This is a genomic window from Hafnia sp. CBA7124 (assembly GCF_002355555.1).
Taxonomy (GTDB): Bacteria; Pseudomonadota; Gammaproteobacteria; order Enterobacterales; family Enterobacteriaceae; genus Hafnia; species Hafnia alvei.
In genome coordinates this window covers 3,132,516-3,145,395 of sequence record NZ_AP017469.1, presented here as the reverse complement: position 1 = coordinate 3,145,395, position 12,880 = coordinate 3,132,516, and the positions used below count along the sequence as shown (strand labels likewise).

The following is a 12,880-nucleotide window of genomic DNA, read 5'->3' as shown; positions in this document are numbered from 1 at the left end:
CCATGGCAAACCCAATTACAGCTGATGATGTTAAAGCCTTCCTCGCTGAGTTGGGCTATTCCATCCCAGACTCGCTATTAACTCCGATCCTTTGTCGGGTTAACTCAATCATCGACTGCATGAATGAGGCAGGGTATGACGATTGCACACAGCAGCTAATCCTGATGTATGCCGCCGCTCTTATGTCCGCCTCATCCGGTGCCAGAAAGATTAAATCTCAGTCTGCGCCTTCTGGCGCTAGTCGCTCCTTTGAGTATGGCGAAGATGCAATATCATGGCTTAGAAGCTCTCTGTCATCGCTTGATACGAATGGCTGTGCCAACACGTTACCGATTACCGCCGGTAGCACTGTTGGCTTTTTTGATGTGGTCGGAGGTTGCTAATGCCATCGATACCAGCAGACCAGCGTCTACCTAAGCCATTCGTTGTTGTGTGGGCCACTACCGACAGCGGTAGAAAGGTGACGGCATACGTTAAGAGCAATGGTGATTGGGTGATCAACTGCCCAAAGGTTGCGGCTGAGAATCCGACTATTGTGGGGTGGCGAGAATGACAGCAACGGCCAACTGGAGCTATACGGCTGAGGCCACAATCTGGCGCAGCCTCGGAACTGATGAGTGGAATAAGCCATCATTTGCCACACCTATCACTATTGCATGCGACTACGGTGGCGACTCTAAGCGCGGTAACGCTGATGTTGGCCGCGAGTTCGTGGTGAAAGATACCGTCTGGACTGAGTACGCAGAAGCTAAAGAGGGCGACTACCTGCTGATAGGAGTTTCTGCTGTGGCCAACCCTATCGACGCCGGTGCCGATGAGATTAAGCACATCATTCGCTATGCGGACACATTTGATCGCGTTGCTGATGATTATGCATTGATAACCGGAGTCTGATATGGCCGTTAAGGTGAAGGGGATAGCTAAAGCTAGAGCCAATATGAGTAGGCTTATTGGTGATATTCAGGGGAAAAAGGCTGTTCGGGCGATGTACTCTGGCCTTTATGTGGGAATGGAGCTAACAGCGCTCTATACGCCGATCGGTAACACGTCAAATCTGATAAACAGCAGATATTCATTCGTTGATGTAAAGGGAACTAAGTTGATCGGCGAGGCTGGGTATACCGCTGGCTACGCACAGTACGTACACGACCCTAACGTTAAACAAAATTTCAGGCGCTCCACGGCTAAGAAGGAATTCCTAAAGCTGTCATTTGAGGAATCTCGGTCAAGGATTGATGCTGTAATGAAAAAGGAAATGAGCCTATGAGCACGCCAGTTTTCATTAAGTTTCGCGGATGGTTGGAGGATGTTGGGCTAACTGACGGATACAAAGTGCAGATGGCGCAGTGGGTAGAACAGAAGAGTGACACGGGAAACATGAAGTACATGGTATTCCAGCCTGATAATGGCACATCGCGTGTCGATGATATTGGCGCTGAAGACTATGTATTAGTGATCATCGTCGGTGCTGAGAATGATGTTCAGCCTCTTATACAACGAGCGCAGGATATTCTGGATTACGCATCGCAACATTCAGATGACTCATGCCTGAATGCCATTTTTAATGATGGCGGCCTCCCAACTCCAATCCCTACAGAAGATAACCGCATGGTCATCAGACTACGATTCCGCTGCGTCTCATAACCAGCGTTAAACCTATCTTACGGCTGCCATTCGGTGGCCTTTTTTATTTATAAGAGGAAGAATCACTATGGCAAATTGCCCTAATGATAATGGCAAGCTGATGGGGCGTAATATCGTCGTAGAGGTTGCCGATGGCTGTCCTGATGTTCGACCTGAAGAGGCTGAATGGAAGTCTTTAGCAGCCTGTACATCAAAGGCTTTAGATATGGCACCTAACACTACCAACTCTGAGGCTGATGATACAAAGGGGTGGGTAGAGAACCTCCTGACTACCGCCGATGCTACCATTTCAATTGAAGGTGAAGTAGGCAAGAACGATAAGCTAGATCAGTATGGCATTGGTCGCTTTACAAAATACTTTGCAGATGAAATGAATGCTATGCGACAGCCTACGCTGTGGGTTCGCATTCAGGCCGGTCCTATCGAGTTTTCGGCATATATGCTGATTACTGCTCTGACTCCGTTTGATGGTGGCACAAACGACATCGTGACATTCTCAACTGAATTTAAAGTAGCTAATGCCGACACTGTTAAGGTTGATATCGTCAATGATGTTCCTTTAACCGGCGTCTCTGTGGCTCCAGATACATTAAGCCTGACTGTCGGAACTAACGGAACGTTTACTGTTAACTTCACCCCTTCCGGTGCAACCAACAAGAATTTCACTGTTCAATCAGATGATATTGCTATCGCTACTGTTTCAGCCGTTGGCCCAGTGGTAACGGTTGTTCCTGTTGCAGCAGGAACTGCTAATGCGATTGTGATTACTGATGACGGGCAGAAAGTCGCGGTTGTGGATATTACTGTCGCGGCAGCGTAAGCATTACAGAGGGTGTTCTTGGATGCCCTCGATAATGCTCACAAGGAATATCTTATGACACCATTGTTGGAAATTGGAGAGATGGTCCTTACCGACACTAAAACGGGGAAGGATTTCTTTTTTAGGCCGTCACTTCTAGCTATGACTAGAATTGGGTCACCATCTGAAATTGTCAGAACACATGCGCTGTTAGTTGGTTTTGATATCAGTAACCTACTTCATAGAGCGCAAATGGCCTTAGGCACAGTTCATCCTCTGGTTGTCAATGAGGCTATTCGTCGAGGAAACACAGAGGTGGTTTATGCCGCTATGAATGTGATGCAGGCTTGCTGTGAAGAAGACATAGCCGAACTAATTGGTGAGCTAAAAGGGTGGAAGCATTGCGTTGTTCGGCGCCGCGGTGGCCTTACTGACGCTGAGATAGTTATCATCGCCAGAGAGTTGTTGGCCCATGGTGTGACTGGCAAAGCAAAAATTAGACGCCTACAGCGCCATGAGTCAAAGTCTGATTATTCATCGGAGTTCAGCGCAGCAGATCACATCGTAAGTGCACAATCGCATTTCGGTCTATCAAGAGGCGATGCGGAACAACTAACGATGACGATGTTCCAGATGATGCTTAAGAACAAATATCCAGAAGAGAAAGGTTTCACGCGTGAGGAATATAACCAGATTGCGGACTCTTACCTTGAAAACAAAAAGCGTCGCATTGCCATAGCTGAGGCCGAAGCTAAGCGAAAAAGCATGGCTAATTAGCAGATTTATTTTTGCGTTATTTTACTTCCATCCTCTGCTAGCATAAATGCACACAAATGATTACGAGGATCCGTGATGAAAAAGAATTACACATATCTAATTTTGTCTTTTGCGCTTTATCCATTTATTTCTAGCGCCGCTCCATTTACTGCAAATGATGATTTTCTTATAGAAAAAGCAAAGGATGTGATAAAGCAAGAGATGTTAGACCCATCCGTCATTGAAAAAGCAAAGCTAAGTGATTTTAAATTCTTTCCAGATCAAGATGATACTGAATACTCAAGAAGTGGGTATGTTTGCGGGAATGTAGCTGTAGAACTTGGCGACAAAAAGGCAGACCTAGTTTCAGTAATTCAAGTAACAGAGCGCTTAAAAAAGGTATTAATTAAAGATAAGCACTTATATGACATGAGTAAAGATTCTGAGTCAGATAAGAGTGATATTTCTTCTCACTGTAAATAATAAAATAATTTCAAACGACCCGCTTCGGCGGGTTTTTTATTGCCCGGAGATCATGAATGGCGAGCAACCAGCAGGTAGGTAATATCGTCTATCAAGTGCAGATGGACGTCGCTCAGCTCCTTGATGCTCAGCGCAAAGTAAATGAACGCTTAGATAAGATGGATGGTGGCTTCAAGAAAGTTGGTTCCTCTGCGGACAAGCTTTCAACCGGAATGAGCAAGGTTGGAGTTGCGATTGCTGCCGCGTTCACTATCCAGACTGCGCAGAAAGTTATCAATATTGCCGATAGCATGGCAATTCTTCAGGCGCGTATTAACCGTTTATCTGTAGATGCCGCTGACGGCGCCAACAACATGCAGCGGTTGGCCGCTATTGCATCAACGACAGGTTCATCCATCGCTGATACAGCTAAGTTGTGGGAGACATTAACTGCCAGCCTGAAAGAGTATGGAGCGACTAACGATCAGGTTATTCGTGTTACAGAAACTCTGCAAAAAATTGGGACTATTGGTGGCTCTTCTGCTGAAGAGATGAGTAACGCGCTTCGCCAGTTTGGTCAGTCAATCGCAGGCGGAACGGTTAGAGCTGAAGAGTTCAACTCAATCCTTGAAAACATGCCTGAGCTTGGGCGGCAAATAGCCAAAGGGCTTGGAATGTCTCTCGGCGAACTACGGCAGGAAATGCTAGCTGGTAAGCTCACAGCCGAAGATGCGCTCAATGCAATTCAGAAACAAACGGAATCAGTTGATGCTGAATTTGCCAAGCTACCGGTATCTGTTGAGCGAGCAAAAAACAAGTTAGATGTCGCGTTTGATACAGCCATTCAGAAGATTGATCAGGCCATTGGCTTAACCAGAACTTTATCATCACTTATCTCATCAGTGGCAGACAACCTAACTTTAGCGCTCAACTCATACGGTGAACTGAGTAATCTTGAGCCCCTGATGAAGAAGCAAGTCGATCTCCAGAAAGAGATAAACGACCTACAGAAAGATGGAAAGCAGTGGTATGAAACTCAACTAACATATCAAGCCAAACTCAATGAAAAACGTCGAGAACTCCTTCAAGTAGAAGGAGAGCTGGTTAACATCAGGTCAAAGCAAAAGAAACCCGCGGAAGCAGGCCAGAAGTCAGAAACAGCGCCGTTTAGCATTCCTTCTGGACAGACAGATAAAGATGCAGAGAAAGCGGCAAAGGCAGCGGCTAAAGCTCAAAAAGCAAGAGAGACGGCGGCGGCTAAGGCTCAGCGAGAAGCAGAAAAAGAGATAGAGACTAACAAGCGCAGGCTTGCTCAATACCAAGCTATAGAAGAGAAAGAAGAAGAAGCAGCAAAAGCAGCAAAAGAAAGGGCTGACTCGTTCTCCGGATCACTATCGCCAACGCAAAACGTAGAAAACCAGTTCCAGCAGCAACTTACCGAACTTGAGAACTATGCCCTCGTCTATCCGCAGAAAATCGAACAAATCGAGGCAATGCGAAAACAGATTGAGGATAAGTATCGTCAGGAGAGACTCGCGGCACAGTGGGAAGAGTTTAGCCAGATGAATGCTGGTACTCAGGTGTTAGCCAATGCGCTTGATTCAATGGGAAGCACGGCCTCTAACGCCATAACAGGAATACTGACTGGTTCAATGTCAGCATCAGATGCAATGCGTTCATTGGCTTCTACTGTTCTAAATAGCGTGGTTAACTCATTCGTCCAAATGGGCATTGATTGGGTTAAATCTGCAATCATGGGACAAACTGCAACAGAGGGAGCGGTAGCGGCTTCTACTGTTGCACAAACAACAGGCTTAGCAACAACCACCGCAGCTTCCACTACCGCGGCGGTGGCAACAACGGCGGCATGGACACCAGCGGCAATCATGTCATCTATAGCATCATTTGGTGGGGCTGTTGCTATTGGTGTTGGCGCAATGGCGGGGGTTATGGCGCTGGCTGGAAAGCGTAAAAATGGTGGGCCAGTATCTGCTGGTTCTATGTATAGGGTTGGTGAGGGCGGTGCGCCAGAGCTTCTGCAATCTGGCGGCAAGAACTACATGATCCCCGGTGACGGCGGGAAAGTGATTAGCAATGCTGACCTACAGACCGGTGGTGGAGGCGGCATCCAAGTATCAGTCGTATTCAATGATTACACGTCTGGAAGCCATTCATTCGATGCTCAGACATCGCAAGATGGAAACAATCTCACCATTCAGGCATTTGTCATGGATATGGATAACAAAGGGCCTATGCATTCTGCGATAACCCGTAATACCACAGCAGCTTCACGCGCCACAGGGGGCTAAGATGGCTATTCCATATCCTGATTGGCTGCCACTTGCGCAGAAGTCTGACAAGAGTCCGGCGACGGATACCGGATTTAGAACAGATCAGCCACTTGTTGGTGCGCCAATCTTCCAGAAATTAACTGACGATTTAAAAACGTCATTCTCTCTCAAGTGGATATTCACGTTCACACAGCACCGAGCCTTTATGCAGTGGCTACGCAGCCCGAACTATCTAGATAACTGTAATCAGTGGTTCTCCATGCGCCTGAACAACGGCACCGGAGACACAGGTTTAGAGGTGCAGGAACTGCACTTCACTGCGTGGCCAACGTGGAACCAAACGGGAAATATTTTCACATGGTCGGGGAATGTCATCTGCCGTAAGCTGAATAACGCTGATGATGAGTTTGACGACATCATTGTCGAGTTGCCGCCGCCTTGGGCTAGCTGGCTGGATATCATTGTCACTGGCTATCCTGATGACCGTGATCCGGAATCATTGCCGAGGGTGCCATAACAATGCCAACGCTAAGAGAGTATCGGGCTCAGCGCCCGAACCGGATAATCTACGAGACTATTGAGTTTCATCATGTGTCTTTCGGCAGTTTCTATCTAGTAAATAACCAAGTTTTCCCGAAGACGCTCGGCGGCGTGGAGTATAAACCATGCAGATTTGAGCTTTCGGAAAGTCAGCAAAGCAGCACACCAATCATCGATTCAACGATTAAGTTCAGTCGTTTGGCGCAGGACTTTAAGCAACAGTTGAAAGTCTGGCGTTCGTTTAGTCGAATTGAACCCATAATTGTGACTTATCGGCTTTTTGACTCTAAAGACATGACAACTGCGATCAAAGAGTGGCAGTTGTACGTCAAAGACTGCTCTCTCGATGCTGATAACGTCAACGTCTCTCTATCAATGACAAACCCGCTCAATACCAACGTGGCCTTGCTGTATGACCCAGCAGAATGGCCCGGTCTCGAAATCGGATAAACCATGACTAAATCTGACTTTATCAAACGGATGATCGGCGTTCCGTGGGCTAACCGCGCCTGTTCCATGGACGCTTGTGACTGCTGGGGCCTCGTCGCGCTGTATTACAGGTATGTTCTCGTCAAAGAAGTGCATCACAAAGCTGGGTATGAAAGTAACCGTGATTTCCTGACCTGCTACAGAGAAGAGGTGGTGTTTTGGCAGCGGGAAAAAGTACCTGTCGAGGATGGCATTTTTGTTGGCTACGTGGGGCGTAGAGCTGAGCATGTGGGTTTAGTGCTCAACGGCATGGCATTACATAGCCGAGGACTTAACGGCTCTGTGAGGCTCGACAAGCTGCGCGTAATGGAAAAGGTATTCACTAAAGTGGAGTTTTATTCGTATGGCACTTCTAGAAATACAGCACTTGCCCGGAGTGCCGAAGGAGAGAATTGAGCTTGCCAATGGCTCTAACTTTTATAATTGGTTGGATCAGCAAGAGTTTGAAAGGGATATTGCGATCGTCATTAACGGCGTGCTGGTAGATGATGAAACAGAACTTTCGTTTGAACTAACAGAACTTCACCGCATCCAGATATTCAATCAGCCTCGTAGCATCGTCAGCGATATCCTGAGTCCTGTTTTCAAGCTCGTCACAAAAGTGTTTTCGTTTTTAGCTCCAAAGCCTTCATTCTCGTCAGCAGCAGATAACAACGCTAAAGAGAGTCCAAACAATAAGCTGACCGGTCAAACAAATATCGCCCGCACATATCAAGCGCGTCCTGACATTTACGGGCAGGTTCGCTCATTTCCAGACTTGATTCAGCAGTCTATGTTCGAGTTTACTGGCAACATCAAGTACGTCACAGAGTGGATGAACTTCGGGATCGGGCAATACACGGTTGAGAGCGTAAGATATTCAGAGTCCAGCCTAGGAGCTATCGCCGGAGCAAGTTACCAGTTTTATCCTCCTGGCTCCGTCATCCCAGAAATCATTCAGGGATTCGAATTTGACGATGTAGACGGCCAGGAGGTGCTGGGGCCTAATGAGAGCAATAGCGAACAAGTAGCTACTGCAACGACTAATGATGTGGTATCGGGAACGATAACTGGCACATCTGCCGCGGTTAAAATCGTTCAATCACCAGATTTTGACTACTTTTATGACATTCCAAAGCCGCTGCCGGTTCAGGTTACTGTCAATGTGACGCGCCATTTAGCATCTGGTGATGTGACGGAGAATGTAACCTTTTCTGCGTCGTTGGATACTGCGACTGAGTCAGATGATGGCTCTGTTGTCGACCCAGTTAAATACTTCACATTCCAACTATCAGCCATTAACAGCCCTGTCGAGATTCCATCTGGATCGACAATCAATAACACGGTATTCACGCTGACTGAAAACAAAGGCAATATCTCGGGTCCATACTTCGCGGCAATTGAAGGCGATGAGCTTTGGGTTCACCTGCAAGCACAGCTTGGTAAGCGAGAGGGCGCTGACTTCTTGTTGGAATATTGGGCTGTGAATGACGATAATGACAGAATTTCACCGACCTATAGCTATTCTAGCTTTGTATTCAACGCAAGTTACAATCGCGCTGATTACATATATGGCACATTCAAGTTCACACCTCCTTACGGTAAAGCGCGATATGCGTTCCAGTTGCGAAAAACTAACAACAGTTCTGACAGCAATCTTCTGCAAATAGCAGAGGCGCACTCAGTAACACGCCGGACGAATGTAACTTATCCAAATGATACTTTGGTAAAAGTCACTGTACGCGCAACGGAACAAGCTACCAGCTCACGTGATCGCAAATACAACGCACTCGTTACGCGTCACACAATCAGCTATGACATCAACACTCGCACAGTTGATTATACGCTTAGACCTTCACGCAGCTTTGCTGATGCAGTCGCGCATGAGTGGCTGGTCATAGGGAAGCAGCCAGAAGACACGATAGATTTGTACGAACTCTACAGCATCTATCAGTCATTGCCGGATCCGCTATTGGGATATTTCGACTATACGTTTGACGATGAGGATATTTCCCTCGGAAACCGCGTGGAGACTATCTGCAACGCGGCGCGAGTAATCGCGTACTGGGATGATGGTGTGCTTACGTTCGCAAGGGATGAGCGCAAGGAGTTCCCGTCCGCTGTCTTCAACCGCGCCAACATTGTCGCTGATGAGTACAAAATCAGTTACGACATGACGATGCCAGGAGGATATGACGGTGTAGAAATAGAGTATGTCAGCCCGAAGACAAACAAGAAAACCTACATCCGGTACCGTATTACTGACACGGGAATTGTTGAGCAAGCTGCCTTATCACCGTTGAAGATATCGCTTAGCGGTTGCCGCAACGAGTATCAAGCTAGAGATAGGGCGCTCCTTGAGGTTAACCGGCTGATCAGCTCACGCATGAAGATGAACATGAAGACGCTGGCAGACGGTGAGTATGTTTCACCTGGTGAGATGATTGTTGTCGCCGATACTTACGACACAAACCAGCAGGCCGGTTACATCGTCGCTAGAAACGGCAATGACTTTGATACGAGTGAGCAGATTAACTTTGCTGGCGACATGTATGTCAGGGTTACAGACTCGATTGGCAACTCTACAGACAAAATCAGAGCATACCCACGCACAGACACCAAGTTTGGATTCACCGCGGCGGTGCCGAGTATCACGCTCAATATCTTCGACGGCTACAACATTCAATCACCATCCCGCTATGTCATTGCCACCACGGAAGAAATGGAGGCCATGCGCTGGCGAGTATCAGACAAGAAACCTAACTCTGACGGTACGTTCTCACTGACGTGTGACGAGTATTTCGACGCGAAACCAGACTATAACGTCTAACCAAAACCAACTCTCAATAACCCAGCCATCGAGCTGGGTTTTTTTATGGAAAAATTATGGCCACTACACCTACCAATTTGCCAGTATCAAGTGAATCACCTCGCGACCTTAAGTTTAACGCTGGGAAAATTGACGATTTCGTAACTTCACTTGCTCTTAAATATGTCGATCGCTTCGGTGGCGAGCATTACACTATTGAAGGTCTGCGCCAACTTGCTCAAGAGGCTATTTCAGCCTTTGGATGGGTGCCAATGGACTCATTTCAAGCCGGTGCAACACTAACTCTACCCAACCAAGTATTGCGCTGGAAACTGCCGGATGGAGACGGTGATTATTACAGATGGGATGGAGCGTTCCCGAAAACTGTGCCAACTGCATCAACGCCAGAATCAACAGGCGGCATCGGTGCTGGAGCGTGGCTGAGTGTTGGTGATGCGGTTCTGAGAACAGAGTTGAGGAGTGATGCAGAAGGAAATGGAGATAGCCTAATTGCTGTCCGTCAGCCTTATTCTGAAACAGTCACGAGAACACAGCATGCCCTCAATGCTGATTATGTTAACGTTAAAGACTGGGGAGCAAAGGGTGATGGTATAACTGATGATACAGCTGCCATTGATGCAGCCTGTATTGCATTAACCGGTAGCAACTTCATCACCAATTTCCGCCGTTTGTATTTTCCTCATGGAACATATATCTACAACGGGGCGGGGATCGCTTTGCCTAACGGAACGTCTCTAATCGGCGAGGACTTATTCACCATAATTGATTCATCGGAAAACACTAATACAGGATATCTGATCACTCTGACAGGGTTCCGTTCACGAGTAGACACTATCGCGCTGAAAGGAAATAAAGATAACGAGAATATGAAGGGTATTTCAAGCTATTATAATTCAGATAATGGCGGTGTACTGAACTGTATCCTTGAGGACTTCCACTTCGGACTGGATATCGATAAATGCTGGTACTCGGTATATCGAAATATTAGGTTTAGACGAAGCTCATCTTCTGTTGTGCTTAAAGGGGCTCACATACGTCTTGGTTTCAATTACCCAACGGAAGAAGTGAATAATCTTGAATTTAGCAGTGTGTGGTGCGCTGAACCTCAAAAACATTCTCTGGCGATATATTGCAGACTTCAGGCTATTAAATTCACAGGGGGATCACTCGAAACGATAGGTGAGGCGAGAGTAAAATTCTATACCACAATAATCCCTTATGATGTTTTAATAGATAATTGCTATGTCGAAAACGATATTTCTACTGGTGGTGTATACCTTATCGAAGGGCAAAGCACCTCTCAAAGTGTCACAGTTAAAGACTGCATGTTACGGCTGGGTAGTACTCTAGGGAGCCTTGGTAAAAACATTACAGTCTACTTCGATGGTGGTTGGTCCAATTCTCCAAGCGTCACATTAAATGCCAATAATTCTAAAGTTTGGTTCCATCGTTACCGTGAGATAGCAGGTGGCTTTGCTGACGGAGCTGATTATGGAAGGACGGGGTTGTGGGATGGGTCTGCCATGCATAGTGCTGCTATACATTTGGACCCAAGGCCACAGTCAATAATCGACTGGAACTCTATAATTCCCTCTTATGTAAATTATAAGTCACATATCTCCACCTCCCCAGTAGATGTTTTTAAGGTTTACGTTCCAGTTGGGCAAAATCCTCGGCAAATGATGCTTGAAATTTCTGCTTTAACTAAAAGTATTAGTGAGGCTTATATACAAGGCTTAGAAAAGTATATGATAGCTATAACTTTGCCTGAGTCATCTAAAGCTGGATCGGGAGTGTATGTTGTAAAATTGCACTCATCAGCAAAAGATAACTCATCTCTACTATCAGATCCATCATTTACAGTTACTTCAAATGGTTATGATGATACAACGGATGCTTATGAATATACGATTTCTCATAGTGTTTCCAACGCCACTAGGCTTGGAACTACTACATATGTCATGAATGGTGTATTCACATTAAATGGTTTATCTACAACAACTCCGAGATGGAGAATAAGAAGGCTATAAATAACTAGCGCCCTCAAACAGGGCGTAGTTAATCAGCAAACATAGCGAATAATAGGTATCCTCTTCAATATTGCTGCTACAATTAGCGATGACGTAAACATAAACACGCATACCAGTGGAAGGAAGTAAATCATAGGGTTTGTCCAACTTAGTTCCCATACATTTTGTTTCAGAGGTATCAATATGGCAGGATGTATGCAATAGATTGCAAATGTATATCCGCTAATCTTGTTTGAAAGGTTAACAATAAACTTGTTATTGATTTTCGTGCATAGTAGAAACAAAGAACAAGCTGCAATAAAAGTGTTTAAAGCAAAATTATCTAAAAACGCCTGCTCTGGTCTCCCTATATAATTTGAATATATGCTGGTAAATGCAGCTGTGGAAAATACTGATGAAAGAAAGGTCAAAAAAAGAATTGTGGATTTAGCTACTTTTTCTCTCGAGTCATAAATTAATTTTCCAACAAACATATACCAAGTCAAAGAAACCATGGAGTCAAGATTGAATTTAGACTGAATACTTATACCGGTTAATGACTTAAATACATTCAACTGAAATAAAGCTAATATGATCATGAAAACAAAGAATCTTTGTTTTTCATTCATTTTGTAATAGGAAAAAGATATAAATGGTGTCATGAAATACATCCCTATCAAGAAGTACAAGTACCAAAGGTGATACATTGCCTGTCCTGTGAAAATCTTGACAATAAAGCCTAGAGATGAAATGTCCTTGTTATAAAATATGTAATAAAATAAAGACCATGAAAAAAGTACACATACAGCTTTCGGTAGTTTTTTTCTATAGAATGTTAGTGGATCAATATTATCTTTGATTAACAAAATTCCTGATATCATAACAAATATTGGAACTGCGCATCTTGATAGTGAATTATAAAAATTGACCGTTTCCCAGACAGGTTGAAATTTATAATTCCAGTATGCAGTTACATGTGTCATTACCACCAAAAAACATGAAACTACGCGTGCGATGTCAATGCTGTTATCTCTTTCCATTACATCTACTCAGAGAATGATTAATATAAATTATTGTAACG

15 protein-coding genes are annotated in these 12,880 nt (G+C 45.3%); 14 read left to right on the top strand and 1 reads right to left on the bottom strand.

What is annotated here, in order from left to right:
• Positions 1 to 2 precede the first annotated feature (2 nt).
• From CPY98_RS14510 to CPY98_RS14450, 14 genes are all read left to right on the top strand, one after another.
• Positions 3 to 383: a hypothetical protein gene (locus tag CPY98_RS14510; protein WP_096388207.1), complete on the top strand. Its 381-nt coding sequence runs from the start codon at positions 3 to 5 to the stop codon at positions 381 to 383.
• Positions 383 to 553: a hypothetical protein gene (locus tag CPY98_RS20915; RefSeq protein WP_172863849.1), complete on the top strand. Its 171-nt coding sequence runs from the start codon at positions 383 to 385 to the stop codon at positions 551 to 553. The genes CPY98_RS14510 and CPY98_RS20915 overlap by 1 nt, the downstream gene beginning before the upstream one ends.
• Positions 550 to 894, top strand: a complete 345-nt coding sequence (locus CPY98_RS14505) for a hypothetical protein (protein ID WP_096388206.1) — start codon at positions 550 to 552, stop codon at positions 892 to 894. Before CPY98_RS20915 ends, CPY98_RS14505 begins: the two co-directional genes overlap by 4 nt.
• A 1-nt stretch (position 895) precedes the next feature.
• Entirely contained in the window at positions 896 to 1,267 is a 372-nt protein-coding gene (locus tag CPY98_RS14500) for a hypothetical protein (RefSeq protein WP_096388205.1), read from the top strand.
• Complete coding sequence (locus tag CPY98_RS14495) at positions 1,264 to 1,644, top strand: hypothetical protein (protein WP_096388204.1); 381 nt, start codon at positions 1,264 to 1,266, stop codon at positions 1,642 to 1,644. Before CPY98_RS14500 ends, CPY98_RS14495 begins: the two co-directional genes overlap by 4 nt.
• Positions 1,645 to 1,711: 67 nt before the next feature.
• A complete protein-coding gene (locus CPY98_RS14490) occupies positions 1,712 to 2,464 on the top strand; it encodes an Ig-like domain-containing protein (protein WP_096388203.1) in 753 nt (250 codons plus the stop codon).
• A gap of 54 nt (positions 2,465 to 2,518) precedes the next feature.
• Entirely contained in the window at positions 2,519 to 3,220 is a 702-nt protein-coding gene (locus CPY98_RS14485; RefSeq protein WP_096388202.1) for a DUF6246 family protein, read from the top strand.
• A gap of 75 nt (positions 3,221 to 3,295) precedes the next feature.
• Complete coding sequence (locus CPY98_RS14480; RefSeq protein ID WP_096388201.1) at positions 3,296 to 3,682, top strand: hypothetical protein; 387 nt, start codon at positions 3,296 to 3,298, stop codon at positions 3,680 to 3,682.
• Between the two features lie 56 nt (positions 3,683 to 3,738).
• Positions 3,739 to 5,970 (top strand): tape measure protein, encoded by a 2,232-nt coding sequence (locus CPY98_RS14475; RefSeq protein ID WP_096388200.1) that lies wholly within the window; start codon positions 3,739 to 3,741, stop codon positions 5,968 to 5,970.
• Between the two features lies 1 nt (position 5,971).
• Positions 5,972 to 6,469 (top strand): hypothetical protein, encoded by a 498-nt coding sequence (locus CPY98_RS14470; RefSeq protein WP_096388199.1) that lies wholly within the window; start codon positions 5,972 to 5,974, stop codon positions 6,467 to 6,469.
• Between the two features lie 2 nt (positions 6,470 to 6,471).
• Positions 6,472 to 6,942, top strand: coding sequence for a DUF1833 family protein (locus tag CPY98_RS14465; protein ID WP_096388198.1), 471 nt, complete (start codon positions 6,472 to 6,474; stop codon positions 6,940 to 6,942).
• 3 nt (positions 6,943 to 6,945) lie between these two features.
• Positions 6,946 to 7,377 carry a hypothetical protein gene (locus CPY98_RS14460; RefSeq protein WP_096388197.1) on the top strand — a complete coding sequence of 144 codons (432 nt, stop codon included), beginning with the start codon at positions 6,946 to 6,948 and terminating at the stop codon, positions 7,375 to 7,377.
• Complete coding sequence (locus CPY98_RS14455) at positions 7,325 to 9,790, top strand: host specificity factor TipJ family phage tail protein (protein WP_096388196.1); 2,466 nt, start codon at positions 7,325 to 7,327, stop codon at positions 9,788 to 9,790. The genes CPY98_RS14460 and CPY98_RS14455 overlap by 53 nt, the downstream gene beginning before the upstream one ends.
• A gap of 56 nt (positions 9,791 to 9,846) precedes the next feature.
• Complete coding sequence (locus CPY98_RS14450; RefSeq protein ID WP_096388195.1) at positions 9,847 to 11,820, top strand: glycosyl hydrolase family 28-related protein; 1,974 nt, start codon at positions 9,847 to 9,849, stop codon at positions 11,818 to 11,820.
• A 32-nt stretch (positions 11,821 to 11,852) separates the two neighbouring features.
• Here the strand turns inward: CPY98_RS14450 and CPY98_RS21135 are convergent, their stop codons facing one another.
• Complete coding sequence (locus CPY98_RS21135; protein WP_096388194.1) at positions 11,853 to 12,839, bottom strand: acyltransferase family protein; 987 nt, start codon at positions 12,837 to 12,839, stop codon at positions 11,853 to 11,855.
• Positions 12,840 to 12,880: the final 41 nt, after the last annotated feature.

Coding starts and splice junctions, on each gene's coding strand:
- CPY98_RS14510 (WP_096388207.1), top strand. CDS start 3: ATGGCAAACCCAATTACAGCTGATGATGTTAAAGCCTTCCTCGCTGAG.
- CPY98_RS20915 (WP_172863849.1), top strand. CDS start 383: ATGCCATCGATACCAGCAGACCAGCGTCTACCTAAGCCATTCGTTGTT.
- CPY98_RS14505 (WP_096388206.1), top strand. CDS start 550: ATGACAGCAACGGCCAACTGGAGCTATACGGCTGAGGCCACAATCTGG.
- CPY98_RS14500 (WP_096388205.1), top strand. CDS start 896: ATGGCCGTTAAGGTGAAGGGGATAGCTAAAGCTAGAGCCAATATGAGT.
- CPY98_RS14495 (WP_096388204.1), top strand. CDS start 1,264: ATGAGCACGCCAGTTTTCATTAAGTTTCGCGGATGGTTGGAGGATGTT.
- CPY98_RS14490 (WP_096388203.1), top strand. CDS start 1,712: ATGGCAAATTGCCCTAATGATAATGGCAAGCTGATGGGGCGTAATATC.
- CPY98_RS14485 (WP_096388202.1), top strand. CDS start 2,519: ATGACACCATTGTTGGAAATTGGAGAGATGGTCCTTACCGACACTAAA.
- CPY98_RS14480 (WP_096388201.1), top strand. CDS start 3,296: ATGAAAAAGAATTACACATATCTAATTTTGTCTTTTGCGCTTTATCCA.
- CPY98_RS14475 (WP_096388200.1), top strand. CDS start 3,739: ATGGCGAGCAACCAGCAGGTAGGTAATATCGTCTATCAAGTGCAGATG.
- CPY98_RS14470 (WP_096388199.1), top strand. CDS start 5,972: ATGGCTATTCCATATCCTGATTGGCTGCCACTTGCGCAGAAGTCTGAC.
- CPY98_RS14465 (WP_096388198.1), top strand. CDS start 6,472: ATGCCAACGCTAAGAGAGTATCGGGCTCAGCGCCCGAACCGGATAATC.
- CPY98_RS14460 (WP_096388197.1), top strand. CDS start 6,946: ATGACTAAATCTGACTTTATCAAACGGATGATCGGCGTTCCGTGGGCT.
- CPY98_RS14455 (WP_096388196.1), top strand. CDS start 7,325: ATGGCACTTCTAGAAATACAGCACTTGCCCGGAGTGCCGAAGGAGAGA.
- CPY98_RS14450 (WP_096388195.1), top strand. CDS start 9,847: ATGGCCACTACACCTACCAATTTGCCAGTATCAAGTGAATCACCTCGC.
- CPY98_RS21135 (WP_096388194.1), bottom strand. CDS start 12,839: ATGGAAAGAGATAACAGCATTGACATCGCACGCGTAGTTTCATGTTTT.